The sequence below is a fragment of the Paenibacillus sp. JT31N7 genome, assembly GCF_059692095.1.
The window spans coordinates 1-20,773 of sequence record NZ_JCAUAT010000005.1 but is presented as its reverse complement, the minus strand read 5'-3'; the positions used below and the strand labels follow the sequence as shown (position 1 = coordinate 20,773).

Annotated in this window: 13 protein-coding genes and 1 riboswitch; of the genes, 12 read left to right on the top strand and 1 reads right to left on the bottom strand. The window is 54.2% G+C overall.

Translation table 11 applies throughout. The features are described 5' to 3' along the window. Position 1: 1 nt before the first annotated feature. The 3 genes from AC58P5_RS20530 (at position 2) to bcp (ending at position 2,311) form a co-directional block, all read left to right on the top strand. Positions 2–787 carry an ABC transporter permease gene (locus AC58P5_RS20530; RefSeq protein WP_497389844.1) on the top strand — a complete coding sequence of 262 codons (786 nt, stop codon included), beginning with the start codon at positions 2–4 and terminating at the stop codon, positions 785–787. A gap of 154 nt (positions 788–941) precedes the next feature. Then, positions 942–1,679, top strand: a complete 738-nt coding sequence (locus tag AC58P5_RS20525) for a hypothetical protein (protein WP_497389842.1) — start codon at positions 942–944, stop codon at positions 1,677–1,679. A 167-nt stretch (positions 1,680–1,846) separates the two neighbouring features. After that, complete coding sequence (bcp, locus tag AC58P5_RS20520) at positions 1,847–2,311, top strand: thioredoxin-dependent thiol peroxidase (protein WP_497389840.1); 465 nt, start codon at positions 1,847–1,849, stop codon at positions 2,309–2,311. 29 nt (positions 2,312–2,340) lie between these two features. Here the strand turns inward: bcp and AC58P5_RS20515 are convergent, their stop codons facing one another. Beyond that, positions 2,341–3,501 (bottom strand): Gfo/Idh/MocA family protein, encoded by a 1,161-nt coding sequence (locus AC58P5_RS20515; RefSeq protein ID WP_497389838.1) that lies wholly within the window; start codon positions 3,499–3,501, stop codon positions 2,341–2,343. 162 nt (positions 3,502–3,663) lie between these two features. On the opposite strand from AC58P5_RS20515, the gene AC58P5_RS20510 reads away from it, so the two are divergent. The 9 genes from AC58P5_RS20510 (at position 3,664) to AC58P5_RS20470 (ending at position 20,420) form a co-directional block, all read left to right on the top strand. Continuing rightward, complete coding sequence (locus AC58P5_RS20510; RefSeq protein WP_497389836.1) at positions 3,664–4,434, top strand: nucleotidyltransferase domain-containing protein; 771 nt, start codon at positions 3,664–3,666, stop codon at positions 4,432–4,434. Between the two features lie 146 nt (positions 4,435–4,580). Beyond that, positions 4,581–5,957, top strand: coding sequence for a polysaccharide deacetylase family protein (locus AC58P5_RS20505; protein ID WP_497389834.1), 1,377 nt, complete (start codon positions 4,581–4,583; stop codon positions 5,955–5,957). A 62-nt stretch (positions 5,958–6,019) separates the two neighbouring features. Continuing rightward, positions 6,020–7,000 carry an AAA family ATPase gene (locus AC58P5_RS20500; RefSeq protein ID WP_497389832.1) on the top strand — a complete coding sequence of 327 codons (981 nt, stop codon included), beginning with the start codon at positions 6,020–6,022 and terminating at the stop codon, positions 6,998–7,000. 9 nt (positions 7,001–7,009) lie between these two features. Continuing rightward, entirely contained in the window at positions 7,010–8,857 is a 1,848-nt protein-coding gene (locus tag AC58P5_RS20495; RefSeq protein ID WP_497389830.1) for a DUF58 domain-containing protein, read from the top strand. Continuing rightward, positions 8,844–11,816 (top strand): DUF4129 domain-containing transglutaminase family protein, encoded by a 2,973-nt coding sequence (locus AC58P5_RS20490; protein ID WP_497389828.1) that lies wholly within the window; start codon positions 8,844–8,846, stop codon positions 11,814–11,816. Before AC58P5_RS20495 ends, AC58P5_RS20490 begins: the two co-directional genes overlap by 14 nt. 64 nt (positions 11,817–11,880) lie before the next feature. Continuing rightward, positions 11,881–13,425: a glutamine-hydrolyzing GMP synthase gene (guaA, locus tag AC58P5_RS20485; protein WP_497389826.1), complete on the top strand. Its 1,545-nt coding sequence runs from the start codon at positions 11,881–11,883 to the stop codon at positions 13,423–13,425. Positions 13,426–13,597: 172 nt separating this feature from the next. After that, a riboswitch (purine riboswitch) is annotated at positions 13,598–13,697 on the top strand. 186 nt (positions 13,698–13,883) lie between these two features. Continuing rightward, positions 13,884–15,290 carry an NCS2 family permease gene (locus tag AC58P5_RS20480; RefSeq protein WP_497389824.1) on the top strand — a complete coding sequence of 469 codons (1,407 nt, stop codon included), beginning with the start codon at positions 13,884–13,886 and terminating at the stop codon, positions 15,288–15,290. Between the two features lie 293 nt (positions 15,291–15,583). Beyond that, positions 15,584–16,858 (top strand): S-layer homology domain-containing protein, encoded by a 1,275-nt coding sequence (locus AC58P5_RS20475; RefSeq protein WP_497389822.1) that lies wholly within the window; start codon positions 15,584–15,586, stop codon positions 16,856–16,858. Between the two features lie 526 nt (positions 16,859–17,384). After that, positions 17,385–20,420, top strand: a complete 3,036-nt coding sequence (locus tag AC58P5_RS20470; RefSeq protein WP_497389820.1) for a DUF5704 domain-containing protein — start codon at positions 17,385–17,387, stop codon at positions 20,418–20,420. The last annotated feature ends 353 nt before the right edge of the window (positions 20,421–20,773 follow it).

Sequence of the window (20,773 nt, the reverse complement as noted above, 5' to 3'; positions counted from 1 at the left end):
CATGTTCTATTTATCGCTTATTCTCGATTACCTGAAAAATTATTTGAAAACCCGGCTGACCTACCGCTCGGATTTCTGGATCGAGGTCGTTTCGGATTTGCTGTTCAACGGGTTGAACCTCGTGTTTATTCTCGTCGTCTTCCAGCAGACCGCGCTCCTCGGGGAGTGGAACCGCGATCAGATTTTGTTTATTTACGGCTTCTTTATGATCCCGTACGGGTTGTTCTCCACGATCTTCAACCTGTGGAATTTCAGCGAGCGTTACATCGTTAAAGGGGAAATGGACCGCATTCTGACCCGTCCGGCCCACAGCCTGTGGCAGGTTATGCTGGAAAACATGGACCCGGCCGCTCTGTTCAGCGCTCTCGCCGGACTGGTCGTGATGATCTACTCGTGGGTTCAGCTCGATTTGCCGGTCCACTGGAGCGATCCGCTTGTCATGCTGATGCTGGTCGTATCGGGTGTGCTGATATACGGAGGCATTTACGTCTCGCTGAGCGCGCTGGCGTTCTTCTCGGATTCGCCGACCGGCATTATGCCTCTGATCTGGAACATCCAGAACTACGGGCGTTATCCGGTCACGATTTACAACAAGCTGCTGCGCGGTATTCTGACTTGGATATTGCCGTTCGCTTTCGTCGGTTTTTATCCGGCGGCTTATTTCCTGGATCCGCTCAATTGGAAGGGCTTTGCCCTGTTGACGCCGGTCATGGGGATTATTTTCATAACGATCGGCCTAAGCGTATGGAACATCGGGGTCAAACGTTACCGCGGGGCGGGGTCCTGATTCTTCGGGTGAAACGGAAAGTGCCACAATTTTCAGGTTGCTTTCAGCAAAGTTTTAGGTGCCGCTAAGTTTGGTGTAAAAGTTCCGTCATAATTTCTGCCTATACTTGGGATGTAGCATAAACAAGCCCCCCATTTGAAAGGTGGAAATAAGGATGAATAAAACACGCAGCAAATTGATGGTATCCACATTGGCCGCAGCACTTCTGCTCGGCGGAGGAGCTGCTCTTTCCAGCCAAGTATTCGCAGCCGACAGCACCGATTCGGGCCAGACGCCGACTCGGCAATCGGCTCCATTCAAGCATGACGGCAAGGACCGCAAACCTTTCGGACAATTCGGCGGTCCGGGATCTTACCTGAAGGATGCGGCAGCCGTTCTCGGTCTGGAAGAAAACGCCTTGATCACCGAGTTGAAAGCGGGCAAGTCTCTGGCCCAGCTTGCCGAAGCCAAAGGCATCAGCCAGGCGGATTTGGTGAAGAAGCTGGTGGAAGCTTCCACGAAAGAGATTGATGCCAAAGTAACCGAAGGCAAAATCGACAGCACAAAGGCAGCCGAACTGAAAACCAACCTTCAAAAGCGCATCGAGCATGCCGTCACGATTACCGGCTTGCAGAACTTCAAAGGCGGTAAACACGGACGTGGAGGCGGCTTTGTAGATCCGGAGAAGCTTGCAGCTATCCTCGGGATTACCAAGGAAGAGCTGAAAACGCAGCAGGAAGCCGGTAAAACCGTCGCCGAGATTGCAGAGGCCAAAGGTATCACGAGAGAGCAGCTTCTCGAGAAGCTGAAAACAGAGCTGACTCCTTCGCTGGAGAAATTTATGGATGCGAAGAAGGGCGACAAGCCTCAGAAGAAAGATCAGAAGCAAGTCCAAACCGAGCAGGCCGAGTAAGAACGGCGGCATGCAGCAATGCGGTCATGGGAATGAAAGAAAGACCGGCAGCGGACAACGCTGCCGGTCTTTTTGCGTACCGGGCCTGAACTCGATTTCCAATAAATCCGCTAGATGAGTATAATGGAAACTAATGCAAAAACGACGAACCGAAGGAGGCTCCCGATATGAGTATAAACACGGGGCAGCAAGCACCGGATTTCGAACTGCCGGCCAATACCGGGCAGCAGGTGAAATTGTCCGATTTTAAAGGAAAAAAAGTGATCCTGTATTTCTACCCGAAGGACATGACGCCGGGATGCACGACTCAGGCGTGTGATTTCCGGGACAAGCATACGGAATTCCAGTCTTTAAACGCCGTCATTCTGGGCGTCAGCACGGATTCCCTGAAACGGCACGAGAAATTTATCGACAAGTACAGCCTGCCTTTCCTGCTGCTGGCCGATGAAGATCACGCGGTAGCCGAGATCTACGGAGTCTGGAAAGAGAAGAGCATGTACGGTAAAACGTTCATGGGAATCGAACGCTCGACGTTTCTCATCGACGAAGAAGGCATCCTTGTCAAGGAATGGCGCAAGGTCAAAGTCAAAGGCCATATCGAGGAAGCGCTGGCTTATCTGAAGGAAAACTAAGCGGTTTTGAAGAAACACGCTTACGAAACTTACACGTCCACCCACCGCTGGCGCTCATGGCTTTGCAGGACCGCTTCGACGATCCTCATCACACCGCAGGCCTGATTGAAGGTAGCGAACTTGGAACGGGTTTCGTCCGTCGTCCGCGCTCTGCGCTTGCCGATGAGAGAATAGTAGTCGAGCAGCAGGTTTTTAAGCGCGTCGGGCCAGCCTTCTTCATGACCGCCGGGATAATGGGTGATGGAGGCGGCCTGGGAGCTCATCAGGCTGGCATCGCGCATTTGGATCTGATTGGGAACATCCCTGGAGCCGATCCACAGCCGGTTCGCTTCCTCCTGGTCCCAGCGCAGGGCGCCTTTTTCGGCGGAAATCTCGAAATACAGCTTGTTTTTGCGGCCGGGGCTGACCTGGGAGATGCAGAAGACGCCTTTGGTGCCGTCCTCGAACCGGACCAGAATGGACCCGAAATCCTCGGTGTCCACCTCGACGCGTTCGCAATCCTCCGGTTTGGGCGCCGCGTTCGTGAAAGTGGCTCGCTCGTCTTTGGGCTTATACCGCACGGGATGGACGATTCCAAGGTCCGCGAAGACCGACACGATCCGGGTGCCCAGCACGTACTGGACGGTATCGCACCAATGGGAACCGATGTCCGCCATCGCCCGGGAAGGTCCGTTGAGGCGCGAATCCATGCGCCAGTTATAATCCGTCTCGTACAGCAGCCAGTCCTGGAGGTAACCGCCCAGCACGTAGTGGGGCTTGCCGTAGGTCCGGGAAGCGATCTGCTGCTTGATTTCCTCGACGAGGGGATAGTGGCGGTAAATAAACGCCACGCCGGCGACGAGACCTTTTTCCCGCGCAAGCTTCTGCAGTTCATCCGACTCCTCGGCGGTAACGGAGAGCGGCTTTTCGGACAAGACATGTTTGCCGGCAAGGAGAGCCGCCTTATTGAACGTGTAGTGCAGATGATTGGGCGTGCAGTTGTGTACAACGTCGATATCCGGATCCTGGATAAGCTCCATGGCGTCCCCGTAATACATGGGAATCCGGTAACGGGCCGCCGCTTCTTCCGCATGCGACAGCCGTGATGAAGCAATCGCAACGACTTGAACCGAAGGCACCCGCTGGAGGGCCTCGATGTGGGCCATTGCCGAGAAACCGGACCCGATCACGCCGACTTTAATATCACCCATTCGTTTCACCTCTTTAATTAGTCTGGTTTTTGGTTAACTGCGCTAACGTTCAGCTCCCTGGAACAGGCAGCAGGTTAGGGATTAAGCTTTTAATTTGCTTTTACCCCAAAAAGCGCCGGATTGATTGAAGAACTGAAAAATTTCGGAAACCGGAGGGCTTTTATGGAAGCGGTCATACGTGAAAAATTAAGGGAAATCGAAGAGAACGAGCAGGTAAAAGTCTTGTTTGCCGTAGAGTCGGGAAGCCGCGCCTGGGGTTTTCCTTCCAGAGACAGCGACTACGACGTCCGGTTTGTTTATGTCCGCAGACCGGAGTGGTATCTTTCCATCGACGATAAAAGAGACGTGATCGAAGTGCCGATCAACGAGATGCTCGATATAAACGGCTGGGACATCCGGAAGGCGCTGAAGCTGTTCCGCAAATCGAATCCGCCTCTTATGGAGTGGCTGATTTCGGATATTGTCTATCAGGAAGCTTACGGCTTCAAGGAAGAGATGCTTCGCCTCCGCAGCGAGGTGTTCTCGCCCAAGGCGTCTCTTCATCATTATCTGAGCATGGCGAAGGGCAATTTCCGGGAATACCTCCAAAGGGACCAGGTCCGTATCAAAAAATATTTCTACGTGCTCCGTCCGATTCTGGCCTGCAAATGGATCGAGGAGAACGACACGAACCCGCCTATTCTTTTTCAGGAGCTGGTAGATAGGCTTCTGCCCGAATCCGGGTTGAGAGATCAGATAAACGAGCTTTTAAGGAGAAAAATAGCGGGGGAAGAGCTGGACCTCGAAGCAAGGGTCGAGGAGATTCACGCATTCATCGGGAAAGAGATCGAACATCTGACGGAGGTGGCCGCGGCAAGCAAGGCGGAGCTGGCGGACCCGACGCCTCTGCTTGACGATGTATACCGCCGCTATTTAACCCTCGTCTGGAAATAAAATGCTAGATTTACGAATCGCATACCGCTTATGTATGGGAGCCTGGCGTCAGCCGGGCTCTTTTTTACGCGCAAAAGCATACCTTCGGCAACTCTCTCATATACTCTATCAGCAGCTAAATGATTGAATAATGCGGAGGGATTGTCATGCCGATAACGAAGTTGCCCCACTTTTGCTTCACCCGGATCGCTCTTATCCTTCTCCTTATTTTCGTTGAATTTCCCTCTATACAGCCTGTGCAAAAAGTTTATGCGGCCGAAGCGGACGGCGACCCGGCAGAGAATATTTATGAAGCGCTTAAAGGCGGGGGTAATAAGGTAACCACTGGTCGGTCCTACGCTGTTTCCGACAAGCCGACGGTCTATTTGACATTCGACGACGGACCGAGCAAATATACGCCGGAAGTGCTGGATATTTTGCACAAAGAAGGCATCTCCGCCACCTTTTTTGTCGTCGGAGAGCATGTGGAGGGAAATCCGAAGCTGGTCAAGCGGATCGTCTCCGAGGGCCACGCGCTCGGTAATCACAGCTATGATCATACCTACAAGAAGCTGTACTCGGATTACAACGGCTTCTGGAAGCAGATCGAGCAAACCGACCGGGCTATCGAGAAAGCGGCCGGTTTCCGGACCGGCTTGGTGCGTGCCCCGGGAGGGACTGCCGAGAATTTCGATGCCTTCTACTTCTACTACATGAAGGAAGCGGGGTATACGCTTTACGATTGGGATATCGACAGCGAGGATTCCAAACGTACGGGCGTTCGCGCGGCGGAAATCATCCGCTCGGTCCGCAAAGCTCCGCTCAAGCACGAGCTGACGGTTTTGTTTCATGACGGCACCGGGCATAAGGAAACGGTAAAAGCGCTCCCGGAGGTCATCCGGTACTTCAGGGAAAAGGGCTACGCCTTCGCGAAGCTGGACGACGGGGTGAAGCCCGCGCAGTTCCCCGTCCGCAAAGCCGAGCGGTGGCAGCGGAGCGCACCCGGCGAAGCGGAATTCGCCCGGACGGCTGCCGCGATGAGAGACTGGGCCGCCTCCGTTTCCGGCGGGCGCACGCCTGTCCCGTCCGGCGCAGAAACGGCCGTAGGAGCGGGCTCCATCCGGCCCCGGCAGGCGGAACCGCAGCTTCCTCTGACGCTGACCGTAGACGGAAGGAGAACGGTGCTTCCGCCCGAGCAGGCTCTTTTCCGCGAGGAGCGGCTTGAGGTGCCTCTGCGGGTGCTTGCGCAGCAATTGGGGGCCAGGGTCAGCTGGGACCAGGCGGCCTTGACGGCGAGCGTCGACTACGGATTTACCCGGCTGGACTACAATCTGCGCGATTACACCTTGTCGGTCCGTCTGTTGGCTGAGGTGACGGCCGTCTATCATTTGCCGAATATGCGCCTTCTCGACGGGACTCTATATGTCCCTCTGAGGAAGACGGTAGAGCTGCTGGGCGGGGACATACTGGACTATCGCGCGGATGAAAGCGGGAGGGAAGTGTCGGTATCCGGCGGAACCGCTCTTTTTACTAGCAAACTGTAAGTCTATTTCCATAGAGAACGGGGAACACTGGGAATATATCATTTCACTAGGAGGCTTTCCCCGTGATTTCCAATCGGACGTTCTTATTTGACCAGCCCCATACTCTTCTTCAAAAAGTAGTCGACCAAGTCGCCAAAGTCGTTTTCGGCAAACGGGATGTGATCGAGAAAAGCGTCATTGCCATGCTGTGCGGAGGCCATGTCCTTCTGGAAGATGTGCCGGGCGTAGGCAAAACGCTGCTTGTCCGCAGTCTGGCGGCCACTGTAGGCTGCGGCTGTATAAGAATTCAGTGCACGCCGGATTTAATGCCGTCGGATATTACGGGAGTTTCCGTATTCCAGCCGCAAACCGCCGCCTTCGAATTCAGACCGGGACCGATTATGAATCCTTTCGTTCTGGCCGATGAGCTGAACCGCGCTCTGCCCAGGACGCAGGCGGCTTTCCTGGAAGCGATGGAGGAGCGCAGCGTAACTGTGGACGGTGTCACCTACGAGCTTCCGAAGCCCTTTCTGCTGCTCGCCACGCAAAACCCGCTCGATCATGAGGGGACGTATCCCATTCCCGAAGCGCAGCTGGACCGCTTCCTGATGAAGCTTTCTTTGGGCTATCCGGAGCACGGGGACGAAGTCAGCATGCTGGAGCAGCAGCTTCAACGGCGTTCGGAGGGCAGCTTGAGACCCGTTCTTCTGCAGGAGGAATGGGTGCAGCTGCAGAACGAGGCCGCCACCGTCAACGTCGACGAATCTCTGCGCGAGTACATCGTAAGCCTCGCCGCGGCCACGCGGAGGCATCCCGATCTGCGGCTGGGAGCCAGTCCCCGAGCATCGGCGGCCTTGATGCGGGCCGCTCAGGCCAGGGCGCTGATGCAGGGCCGCCGCTACGTCGTGCCCGACGACATCAAATTCCTGGCCGTGCCCGTATTCGCCCACCGGCTGCTGCCCTCGACCGACGCGCTTATCGGCGGCAGGACCCCGCGCGCGGCGGTGGAAGCGGCCGTCGCATCGGTGCCGATTCCCGTGCTGCGCTTTGCGGCTGTCCGCTAGGAGGACGCTATGATGAAATCTTGGCTGAATCTGGCGGGGAGTGTTGCGGGAGCGGCAGGGGCGCATGCCTTTTACCTCGTTTTCGGGGGACTGGCTCCCCTGATCATCGAGTGCCTGCTCTGGGCGAATGCGGTCTCCGGCGCTTGCGTCCTTTTCTTCACGCTTAACGGGGCGGAGGTTTCCCGCAGCCTCGGGGCGTCCAGGCTTTTTGCCGGTCAGAACGCGGAAGTGAAGCTTGTCGTGACTCAGCGCTCTCTGCTGCCCGTATGCTGGATGGTCGTCCGCGAACACTGGGTGCATGAGGGGCGGGAAGAGAGCAGCTGCAGGTCGCTGCTTTGTTTTCCCTGGACCGCGTCGACTGTCTCACTTTCATACAGCCTGGACGCTTTAGGGAGGGGAAAGTACGTTTTGGAACGGACAGAACTGCTTTGCGGAGATTTATTCGGGCTGTTCACCAAAAGGCGCGTCGTGAAATCGGAAGCCGCTTTCACGGCCTATCCGGCGCCTGAATCTTTCGGACTGCGCGGCGTGCCGGGTGCGGAAAGCGAAAGCCGCGGGAAGCCGTCCAGGCTCCGTACAACCGGCGTGTCTGCCGGCATACGGGCCTATGGCGCGGGAGATCCCCTGTCATGGATCGACTGGAAAGCGACCGCCCGTACAGGCTCGCTGCAGACGCAGGTGCGTTCCGGGGTGGTTAAACCATCGCGGATTATCGTGCTCGACACGGACCCGGACTGCGGGGGAGCGGACACCGCCGGGTGCGATTGCACGCATTTGGCCGGGAAAGACGGGAGAAGCGGTATGAACGGCATGAAGGGTATAAACAGCATGAAGGGTAGGAGCGGTATGGGCGGCTTCAGAGGCTTTCGCGGAAAAATGGCCGAAACCGCAGAAACGGCTAAAACCGGCGAAGGCAGTACCATGAAAACAACGGATTCCGGCCGGGCGCAATGGAATGATCCGGATAGAACAGATGAATATCCGCAAGCAACACGCCGCCTTACATTCGGCAAAAGGAAACATACTCTCGGCAAACATTCGGCATCCGGCCCTTGTCGTATGGGACAAGCCATGCTGGAGAAGCGGATTCGTCTCGCCGCCTATGCCGTCCTTGAACCGGGAACGGGAACCGGCGGAATCGTTACGGGGACCTCCTTCCGGGAAAGGGCCGTACTTGCTCAAACGGCGCAGCCGTACAGCTTTCCCGGGTTCCGGGGCGCGTCCTCGTTCGACCCGGATGACGGGGCTTCGGCTCCCTTGGCAAACGCGCCTCTGGAACTGCTTGCGGCCGTCCGGGGCGAGACAGGCAAAGGGCTTCATATGCTGCGTAAGGAGCATGCTTCCAGAGGCCCGGGCGTCACGCTGCTGTATCTGACTTCGCGATTGGATGAAGCCGTAATTAGGTGCGCTATGGAGCTGCAAACCGCAAGACGCCCCCTTCAGATTGTGTACGTTTCAAAAATGCACATGCTTACGCCGCTGGAGCAAAGACGTCTCTCCGTGCTGCGTGAAGCGGGGGTAGAGGTGGCTTGTTTTGCCGCAGAAGAAGATAGATTAATGGCCGAGGCAACGGACGCCGGAAACAGACAAGGCACGAAAAGATCTGGCTCCGCCGTCAATAAACAAAAATTTTTCATGAAAAAAGATAAAGCGAAACGGATGAAAGTTCCTGTATCTGCCGATCATTCCGCGGGAGTTAAAGAGACGGAGAGACCCGGCAGGAACGCTTATCTGGCGCCCGAATCCCCATTGTACGGAAGTTCGGATTTTTTTACTGAGCATTCGTCTGTCCCTCCTGGCATCCTAGCGGATAAAGAGAAGCAAAAAGAGGGAGGGGCGGGAGATGCAATGGGTTAAAAAGCCGCTTTTTTCATCCTATGAAGCAGCGGGTTCCGTGGCTTCTTCTGGAAAGAACAAAGCCGCAAGCCGCCTCGTAGAGAACGGAAATCAAGGGAAAACCTCCTGGATCCGGGACGCTGCGCTGACGGTGATTTGGTATATGCTTCTGCTCGAATGGCTGAATCCGCTTGCTCTCGGAGCCGGCGAGTTCCAGCCTTTCGGCATCACTCCTTATGCGGTGATGTTCGGATACTTTCTGCTGCTTTCAGCCGGCGTGCGTTCCTTTACGCTGTTGTGGACGCTTAATCTGGTCGGAATTGCCGCCGTTTCAGGCTATCAGTTTCAAAAGGAGCTATTTCCTTTCGGCGCTTGGCCGGCCCGGCTTTGGGAAACGTTTTTGACTGACCTCGACTATATGGCATCCGGTCAACTTGGCGCACTTAGCGGATTGACCGAGTCGCTGCTGTTTCTGTTCGGTGCGGCCGCTTTTATTTCGGCCTCCCATCAACTGCTCCTGCATCGGCAAAACGGGGGTTGGTTTGCAGCCGCAACCGGCGCGTATCTGGTGCTCCTCCAGGCCGGTTTTGGTATCGACACGACACCCGGTTTGATCCGCACCGGGGTGCTTGGCCTGCTTCTGCTTGCGGGCTTGACCGTTCCCCGTCTGCGGAGACAATTCGGCATCGCTGAAACCGGCCGAGGCGGGTCTTTGCCGTGGATGGGCCTCAGTATCCTTCTTGCGGCCGTTTTCTATGCGGCGGGTACCTGGGCAGCGAGCGAAGCCGGATCGGCGGCAAAAATGAAGCCCCTGAGCTGGTCCGCCGCCGCAGACAAGTGGGCTGCGCTTACGCGAGGGCATGCGGGTTCAGGCGCCGGACAGGCAAACGGCTCATCCTCCTCCCTGAGAATTTCGGGATACGGAACCGATGATTCCGTGTTGGGCGGTGCGCTGATTTCCGACAACCGGGTTGTGTTCACTGCCCGGACACCGGCTCTCGCGTATTGGCGCGGGGAAGCCAAGAGCGTCTATGACGGGCGGGGCTGGTCTCAGTCTTCCGGCACGCTCCGTCCGGCATTCCCGGACTTGCCGGGCTACACGGCTTCGGCTGGAAAGACTTCGGTTTCTAACGGGGGCGGGTCGCCCGAAGAAACCGAGTCCGCAGCGGCCGGTAACGGACAGTCCCCGGAAGAAAGGAATACAGCTTCGACAGTTCGGGAAACTACTGATGCAGCCGCAACTGCGAAAGTCCCCTATACCCAGGAGGTTACTGGGATTTCGGGGCAATTGGGGATGCAGTTGTTTGCCGGAGGCCAAATTTTGAAGTTGGAAGATGCCCGAAATACTTCCGGCCAGTCCGTGAAGCCGCAGGCCCTCTGGCTGAACAAAGAAAGCGGCAAAATTTCCCTCCCCGTGACGGACGATCCGCTGCATTCCTACCGGATAACGGTCGAACCGTTTGCATTCGGCAGCAGTTGGTCCATGCCTGAGCCGGGCCCGCAAGCATCCTCGTTCACGCCAGTGAGCGACGCCGAAATCAGAAGCGGGCTGCGCAGCAGCGGGCTTGGAACGGGGAATAGCGGAGATGGCAGAGAGAGTGGGGCCGTGGGCGAAAGTGCCGGGGGTATGGGGACCGCAGGAGGCGGTTCCGGTTCAGGTAGTAGTGGCGGAAACGCCAGTGATACGGGAACCACAGGTGACTACTCTGGCGCAGCGAATAGCACCCCGGGAGCCGGCGGCACAAACGTCAGCGGCAGGGGAACCGCAGACGAGCATACTGACGCTGCAAGCGGCAGCGAAACAAATGCAGGTGCCGTCAGCGGACCCGGCCCCGAGGCGAGCGGTGCAAATGCTGACCGTACGGAAAGCGCGGGCGAACGATCCGGCACTGCTGACAGCAGCGAAGCAAATGCGGCGGCTGATAGTCGTACTCCCGCTGCCGGAGGCAACGGCAGCCGTAGCGAAACCGTAAGCGCGGAAGCCGGAAGCCTCGAGCGGAACACGGCGGCCGACAGCATAGCCGCCCCCGGCAGCAGCAAAACCGCAGGTGTCCCTGCCAAGCTCGCCGCTTACCTCCAGCTCCCGGACCGGCTGCCGCAGCGCGTCCGCGACCTTGCGGAGCGCGTGACCGCCGGCAGCGGGCAGGACCGCCTCGCGGCGGCGCTCGCCCTGGAGCGGTACCTCCGCTCGGAGTACCGCTACAGCATGGACAAGCCGACGTTCCCCGCCGCCGGCGAAGACTTTGTCGACCACTTCCTGTTCGTCGACAAGCTGGGATACTGCGACCATTTCTCGTCGGCCATGGTCGTCATGCTGCGCGCGGCGGGCATTCCCGCCCGCTGGGTCAAAGGCTTCGCCCCCGGCGAAGCGGGCGAGCGCGGCCCGGACGGCAGCCTGGCGGTTACCGTCCGCAGCCGCGACGCCCACTCGTGGGCCGAAGCGTACATCCCGGGCGCCGGCTGGCTCGCGTTCGAGCCGACGCCCGGCTTCGCGGCTCCGTCCGGCGCCGGAGCCGAGGCCGTGCCCGCAGCCCTCTCCTCGCCGGTAGAGGAGACGGACACGGCCAGCCCTTGGGCAGCAGAGCTGCTGCCCGCACTTGCCCGGGCGGCCGATTCGCCGGCCGCCCGGGGTTCGGCCGCGCTGCTCGCTCTGCTGGGCGCGGTCTGGCTGCTGCGGCGCTTTGTCCCGCGCCGCGCATACAAGGCGCCGCTGCGCAAGAGCGCGGCACTCCGCCGCGGCACGGGCAGCACGGCGCTAATGGAGCGGCTGTGGCTGAAAGTGTTCCGCAGCCACGGCCGCCTTGCCCCGCAACAGACACTCCGGGAGTACGTCGCGGGGCTCGCGGGACTTGATCCCGGCCGCCGACGGGCGCTGGAGGAATTTGCCTCTTTGTACGAGGAAGTCCGCTACGACCGCAGCGGCGCCGGGATTATCGGCAAAGGGCGCATTTTGGAGCTTTGGAAGCGGATCGAAGGCTAGAGTATGCCTTGATTCATCCGCCTTTGTTATATATAATGATCAAGATTATACTAGGAGGCGGACCATGGATATCCAAAAATCACACGAATTGATTGTCGTTTTAGACTTCGGCGGGCAGTACAATCAGCTGATCGCCAGACGCATTCGCGACCTTGGCGTTTACAGCGAATTGCTCCCTTACAATACTTCAGCGGACAAAATCCGCGAACTGAACCCGAAAGGGATCGTTTTCTCGGGCGGACCGACCAGCGTATACGGAGAAGGTTCTCCGGTCGTAGACCCTGGTGTGTATGATCTCGGCATTCCGATCATGGGCATTTGCTACGGCATGCAGATGATCGCGCACCAGCTGAACGGTAAAGTGGAACGCGCCGCTACGCGCGAATACGGCAAATCGGAAGTTGAATTCCAGTCTCACAGCCGTCTTGCGAAGAATCTGGATTCCAAGCAAGTGGTCTGGATGAGCCACGGGGACCATGTCTGCGATCTGCCGGAAGGATTCGTTCTTGACGCAAGTACGGAAACGTGTCCGATCGCGGCGATGAGCCACCCGGATAAAAACATAGTGGCCGTACAATTCCACCCGGAAGTCCGCCACTCGGCGCAAGGCAACGAAATGATCCGCAACTTCATTTTCGATATTTGCGAATGCACCGGTGACTGGAGCATGGAAAGCTTCATCGAAGATACGATTCGCGATATCCGCGAACAAGTCGGCGACCGTAAAGTGTTGTGCGCACTGAGCGGCGGCGTAGATTCTTCCGTTGTAGCCATCTTGATTCACAAAGCAATCGGCGATCAGTTGACCTGTATGTTCATCGACCACGGCCTGCTCCGTAAAGATGAAGCCGAGAGTGTAATGGAAACCTTCGTCGGCAAGTTCGATATGCACGTTGTCAAAATCGACGCGCGCGACCGCTTCCTCGGCAAACTGGCCGGAGTGAGCGATCCGGAGCAGAAACGCAAAATTATCGGCAACGAGTTTATCCGCGTCTTCGAAGAAGAATCCGCAGAGCTGGGCGATTTCGCTTTCCTCGCTCAAGGTACGCTGTACACGGATATTGTCGAGAGCGGCACGGCAACGGCTCACACAATCAAATCTCACCACAACGTAGGCGGACTTCCCGAAGACATGAAGTTCCAGCTTGTCGAGCCTCTGAAGGCGCTCTTCAAGGACGAAGTACGCAAAGTCGGCGAAGAATGCGGCCTTCCGGGCGCCATCGTTTGGCGTCAGCCGTTCCCGGGCCCGGGTCTTGCGATCCGTGTTCTCGGCGAAGTAACGGAAGAAAAGCTGAAGATCGTCCGCGATTCCGACGCGATCCTCCGCGATGAGATCGCCAAAGCCGGTCTCGACCGGGAAATCTGGCAGTACTTCACGGCTCTTCCTAACATGAAGAGCGTTGGCGTTATGGGCGATGCCCGGACTTACTCCTACACCGTAGGCATCCGTGCCGTTACATCCATCGACGGTATGACGGCCGACTGGGCGCGTATTCCTTGGGACGTCCTGGAGAAAATCTCCGTGCGGATCGTCAACGAAGTGGACAACGTCAATCGTATCGTTTACGACGTAACGTCGAAGCCGCCTGCAACTATTGAATGGGAATAGCATAAAAAGAGACAAGGCCGGACCCTTACCGAAAGGGCTCTGGCCTTTTTTATCGCCTCCATTCTTCTCCGTCCCACATGGAAAAAATCCCGAACATTAACTCTTTTTTGCCAGTTAAATATTCGTTATTCCGTATTGACAAGATCCGATTCGCTTACTAGAATGAAGAGGAATGACAAAATTGAATGCTTTTCGTATAATTCCGGGGATTGGCCCGGAAGTTTCTACGAGGTCACCGTAATGATCTGGCTACGAAAAGAACGTGCAGCCCAGCGGCCTTTGGCGCCTCTTTTTGAAATGGACGATCGCGAATTTGCTCCGGCAAATTAGGGAAGTTTATTTCCAAAGGAAGTGACCGATGACTGTGGGAGCCGCTCTTTCTTGCAACCGGCCCAGGTGATAAAACGTCGCCCGGGCTTTTTGTTGTTCTCATCCAATTTAAGGGGGATTTCGTTGCAATGGATCGTTTTTTTAGATTAAAGGAAAACGGCTCAAACGTACGGACCGAAATTATGGCGGGCATCACCACGTTTATGGCTATGGCTTACGTGCTGGTTATTAATCCGAACATCTTGACCGCTTTCGGCAAAACAGGCATGGAGTGGTATCCCGTATTTCTCGCGACGGCTCTGGCCGCCGGTATTTTTACCATCGCCATGGGTCTGTTCGTGAACTTTCCGGTCGCACTGGCGCCGGGTATGGGACTTAACGCTTACTTTGCGACTGTCGTGGTTTCCACCGCTTCCACCAGCAACCCGATTACTTGGCAGATGGCTCTGACCGCCGTCTTTATCTCGGGGATCATTTTTATCATTCTGACCATTACAAGACTGCGGCAGATGCTGCTCGTCGCGATTCCGGACGGAATCAAGCACGCGATTACAGTGGGTATCGGTCTTTTTATCACCATCGTGGGGTTGAAAAATACCGGTCTCATGACGATTGCGGCTGAATCCGTTAACGATATTCCGAAAGGCCAGTTTACTCCGCTTAAGGGCTTCGAAACCGTTATCGAGCTGGGCAGCTTCAAAAGCCCGGACGTGATTATGGCCCTGATCGGCCTCGTCCTGATTTCCATTCTGATGGTGCTCCGTGTACGCGGTGCGATTTTGTTCGGAATTGTAGGCACGACGATTATCGCTCTTCTGATGGGATACGTTGACCTGAGCTCGCTGAATAATCCGCAGACGCCTTGGATTCCTGACCTCGGCCAGCTTAACTTCTGGGAGTTTGATTTTGCCGGTATTATGGGCGTCGGCATCGTATCGGTCATTGTGACCTTTACGTTCGTCGAAATGTTCGACACGTTCGGAACACTTGTGGGTACGGCTAACCGTGCCGGCATCATGAAAAACAAAGAAGAAGGCAACAAACGCGTCGGTAAAGCGATGTTCGTCGATGCTTTCGCAGTGAGCGGCGGCGCCATGCTGGGTACAAGTACCGTAACCGCTTATGTGGAAAGCTCCGCCGGTGTAGCGGAAGGCGGCCGTACCGGTCTGACTTCGCTCACGACGGGTATCCTGTTCATTCTCGCCCTGTTCTTCGCGCCGATTATCGCTTTGATTCCGGGTTCCGCGACAGGCGCGGCCTTGATCGTCGTAGGCGTTCTGATGATGCAGGCGGTGCGTGACATCGACTTCCAGGATCTCGTGATCGGGATTCCGGCGTTCCTGACCATCACGTTCATGCCTTTCACTTACAGCATTGCCAACGGTATTTCTCTCGGCATTGTAGGTTATGTCATTCTGGCGGTTATTTCTCAGCTGAGCAGCCGCGTTGAAAAGAAACACAGCATTCACTGGCTCATGTGGGTATTGTTCGTCCTCGTTATCGCGCGCTACGTGTTTATAGGCGTGAGCGGTTAAAGGGTTGCAAAGCCACGGACCGGCCTCGGATTGAATCCGAAAGGCCGGTTTTTTTATGTTTATGTATTTGATTATATTTTCACTATTTCCAAATTTTGATGGATCGTATATACTAGGTTTTGTGCCTTTGTTTTTCCTCTTCAGCCCTCCCGCTCGCCTCTTCTAACTCCTTTCCTGTCATCCTTTATCTCTTTATTGCTGTACACAAGCTAAAGCTGGCTGTTCATTTTGCTCTCTATGTTTGTTTTGCTGTGCCTAATTCTATTTTTAATATGTGCCGAGGAGGTTTTTTAATGGTTTTTTTCAAAAAAAGCAAAAGCAGCTGGGGAGCCGCCATCTTTTTGGGGACGGCTGCTTTGTTTCCGCATGATGCCAAAGCAGTTGGTCTTACGGCCGGGTCTGCCGTAGCTGTTCCGGTCCAGTCTTTTAGCGATGTAGGGGGGCACTGGGCCGAAACGGTCATCCGGAAGGCAGCCGAGCTTAACCTGGTACAAGGGTATAACGACGGCACCTTTCATCCGGACGGGAAAATTACGCGTGCCGAATTCGCGGCTATGCTGAACCGGGCTACAAAGCAGAAAGCAGATCGAGTACCGGCTGAAAGCACACTCCGGGGTTTACAAAACCACTGGAGCCAAACGGAGGTCAATAAACTTGCTGCTCTCGGTTTTATCGACCAAAGCGATTATAAGGACGGCTTTTCACCCGACCGGGAACTGACACGTTATGAAATGATCAAATGGATCTCGTCGGGGCTCGTCCAATCGGAGTCAAGCTTTAAGCAGGCATTGGAGGACACGGCGGATACCCTGCTGCCGACACCGGAAACCTACAAAGGGGGCATTTCCAACAAGCAGATTCCTTACGTGGCTCTTGTAAAAGGCACCGGCATCGTGGAGGGGTTTGAAGACGGCACCTTCAGGCTCGCCCAAGCGACCACAAGAGCGGAAGTATCCGCCATCTTGATGCGTTTTATGGAGGTGGAAGGCAACAAAGCCGAACAATACAAGGCGCTTAACGAGCTGAGAGAGGTGGGGATTACAGGGTCTAATTTGACGACTATAACGAAGTATAAGTACGGGATGGATTATAACGGTGTAATCCGAGATTTTTCTTTTATTCGAGGCAAAAATATTTCTCTCAGAGGCGGCATCGGTACAATGAAAATCAACCGCGTAATCGCAGTGGATTCCGATAATGACAACAATGTCAGCATTTATAAGCCTATGTTTCTTGAAAATGTTGAGAAGTACCAAAAAGGTAAGTATGTTTTGTATAGTGAAATTGCAGTTCAATCCAACGTTAAAGATTTAACTAATTTAGAATTGGGGAATTCGATGGGAAATGGAATCACTTCATCTACAAGGTTACTTGGAGACAATGTTAATCGTTTTGGTTTAAAGACCTTATCCAATCGAGATAACAATGAACTTCTTAATAGCAGCAAAGATGAATTTTTCTGGGTTTCGCAAGTTATACAAACTACTTTACCTGAAAATCGACCATCTCTTTCTTATAGCCTAACAGCCGATAATAACGATTTTGTAATGATATACTTATCACAATAAGAAAGGGATAAGAAGAAGTGACGATGAAGCAAAATTTATCACTATAATTGGATTACAAATTCTTTTGATTTTATGTTGCTCTATCCAAATTGCAAGAGCATTGGAGCCCCCTAAATTGTCAAAGAGTTCTAATAATAAAATGGCACTTTCGGGAAGTGTGACCGCTAATCCTGGTGTATACTGGTACCAATTAGATAATGGGAAATTCCGAGCCGATTATTCAAACGGTACTAAACAAAAAGATGTAGAGTGGAATAAAGTTTGTGATAATCCTTTTCCCATAAAGTCATCCATGGAAGATGATATAAACTTATCGAAATGGAAAGCCCAAACATGGGAGTATAACGGTAGGACGATTCAAAGTGATAAAGTTGATAAAGTTCGATTGTATGAGGTTACATATCACGATGCAGTTTCATATGAACCCGTCATTCCAGGATCAAAACCCGACATAATCAACGATAGTTACGCCTTGTTAAATACCTATACAGGTATGGATTATATCGAATCCGACTACAGGGAGTTTATGAAGAGGCCGAATGGCTGCCCGAAAGTAGTGGTCATGTACGAAACTCCAGTCGACATCACCTGGGCAGGAGACATCTATGAAGAAAAAGAAATCAACGTAACCCCCGACTCGTCCATTTCCGTAGGTCAAAAAGTTCAACTCCAGGCAAACGTCAAAACAAAAGACTGGGGAGCGAGCGAGTGGGGAAAAGAAGTTGACGTGGCTACTCGAACAACCGAAACTACATGGAAATCCGAGGACGAAACCATCGCGACTGTGAATGCCTCGGGACAAGTTCAAGGAAAGAAGGCCGGTAAAGTTAAGGTAAGAGCCATTTGGGATAACGGCGATTACCGCATCTCGGATGCTGCTGAAATTACGGTTACGACAGACCCCGGCCTTGTCATCAATCTCCCGAAGCCCGAATTTTGCACCTCCGATTCCTCTCCTCAGCAGGCGGAAGCCGTGCTTACTAAGCCGGACGGCACCTCCTGGCCCCTTCAAAAACACGATAAACTTACTTGGACCAGTTCCAATCCCTCCATCGCAGCCATTGATCAAACGGGCAAAATCACCCTGAAAGCAGCAGCAGGAACAACGGAAATAACAGCGCATTTTAAAGATGATCTTCAGCATCTGGATGAGAAGAAATCGGTCACGCTGACGGTAAAAGATTGCGGCTCCTCAGGAGGAGGAAGTCCGGGTACTGGCGGAGGAACCAATGGATGCAGCCCGGTGATCAATCCGCCGGCAAAAGGCCCCTCGCAAAACGGCCTCTCCATGGATCCTCAAGCAAGCGGCATGCTTCGTGCCGACAAGCGCGGTGCCGAAACCTTTAACGTCCTCGAAGGCATTCCCACTTCCGAAAACCTCTATGCCAATGTATTTAGCCTCCACTACCTCTTTCAAAACAAATTTACCAACATGACCGGAGAGGTCACCTATAGCGTCCCCGTCACCAAAACGTATGTATGGACCATTCCCATTCCTCCACCCGGTATTCCGATTCCCATGAGCCAGACAGTTACTCAAACGATGACCGTGAAGCGCCCTTACGGCTACTGGCAAATCGATAACCTGGAGGTTTACCGTCTCAAGCAGGCGCGCCTCAGCAACTATGCTCTTAGCGGATATGGCGGTTCGGTTACCTTGGACGCTAAAAATTACACGCCGCCCGTCCTAACAAGCACGAATAAAGACGAGGTATCCTCTCACGTACAGCCCGCCAACTGCAATTACGTAAACTTGGGTACCGGCGGAGGCCCGCCTATGAATGAGACCGGCTTGTTTCAGTCTGCTGCGGAAGCTGCGGTCGGCGCTAACAAAGTGAGCAATGATCTCCTCGTGTTTAATGGGGTCACGCTTATGGACAACCGGATTCACGACGCCGCGGCTCCAGTACCCAAGCCTATTCCGGAGCCTGCAAGGATTGGTCCGGATACTCTTTACGAGGCCAGCTACGTGATCAGCAAAACGCTGGCCAATCGGCAGTCCCAGCCCACAAACGGAACAATCGCTTACACGCTTCTTCCCGGGAATATTAAAGGAGGAACGGACAAAACCTTCGACATCCCCGGAATCAATCCCGTCACGGTTCACACGCCGGTCATTATGGTGCCTTCGGTTTCGGACGATCAGGCGCATAATCAGAAAACGACGCCTGCCTATGACCGCTCAGCGCTTATCCTTGACCGTCCTTTTAGCGTAACCGTTCCCACAACGGGTCCGCACCTCGGCATCCCGGGCTACGGAATTCGTGAGTACGCCAAGTACACTAGGCAGAAACAAGTGTGGTTCCCGTTTGACACTTACGACGCTTCTATGAAGTTCATACCGAAACATACGTGGATCGACATACCGGTAGGACAATTGACTGCCGCGTTTTATATGCCTGTTTGGGTCGACGAAGGGCCTTACAGCGTTCTTTTTCGCTCTATTGCGGAAAATGCTCCGGCATCGTTTACGACAGAACCGCAGGCTAACCTGAACTTGACTCATCACGTTGCCACAGATACGGTTCCGGTCGATGTGATCGGACGACTTTATGATTTTAAAGTGACGGACATTGCAGACTACAATTGGGAAAACGTGTTTCGTAAGGCTAAAGGAAGCGCAGCACACACGGGCACGAAATATTGGATAGGGGCAAAAGGGATCGACGGTCAACCGCGGCCGACAGGCTATCCCTTCATCCTCCCGATTCATCCGGGAAGCCACCCCGAAGCGGGATATAAGAACATTTCGGTTAAAACAGGCTATCATATCAAGTTTGATCTCAAGACCAAGGGCAATATGTTCGGTTCGGACGATGGTGTGCGGATTACGCCTGCGTTTTATTTCGTTTCTAATGAAGGAGGCAAAAGACAGCCCGTTGATTTGTATTATCATACGGAGAATCAACCTTTCGTCCGCATCGGTTCTCAGCAGGATCAGGAAAAGCGTTTCGTCGTATTAAACGACCGGCTTCGGAATTTGAGTGCGCTGGAGCTTGAGCAGACGGCGGGGTATCTTTTCGATCAGGCTCCGGGTTCCTTCACGAACCGTGCGGCATTTACGGTCGATTATATGAAGAAAGCGGCCAATCCGACGTGGATCGGAACTTATCATTGGCTCATTTTGTCCCGGCAGGTGCGGACTTTTATTGGGGGGACGCAAAACATTCCGGCGGGAGTCGATAACGCCCGGGTTCTCGCTTCCGATCAAAAATGGTACGGGGAGTACAGCTTGCCTGCAGCGGTCTATGCCGTACCGAAAGGAACCGACCTCGCCACCTATGGTCGGAAACAGACACTTGACGATAGGTCGCCGATCTTTTTACGGAATGGTTACATCGTTGTGAACTTCAATATTGAAAGCATCCGTGCAGGCGCTGTAAGCATGCCTTATCTACAATATATCCATGGCCCATTGAATAACCAATGGCAGATGGAGGGGGGCGTGCATAGCGTTACCGACATAAAGGGACATACATTCCCGGTGACGGACGGAGACATTGTTTTTTATCATGGAGATCTTTCGAGCTACGATGATTTCGGCTCTAACGGTACTCATTAGTCATTAGGTCAAACAATTGTTAGCAAAAAGTAGGCAGAGAAAAGAGTCGGAATCAAGGCTCTTTTCCTCTTCCACAAAATGGTTGTTGCAAAAGACGTCGGATGCTGGTAAAGTTACTTCTTGCCGGCAACAACGAAACACGCCGCGAAAAAAGAATTACAAAAAAAAGCTTGCATAAATGAGTGTGACTGTGTTATAGTATAAAAGTTGTCGCTGAGACAAGCGCTAACGACATAGGCCGCAAGGTCCTACAAGATTGTCCTTTGAAAACTGAACAACGAGTGATTGAAGCGTCTCGAGAAATCGAGACATTAATGAGAAGAAATTCTCGTCAGCAACGAATTTTTGAGCTT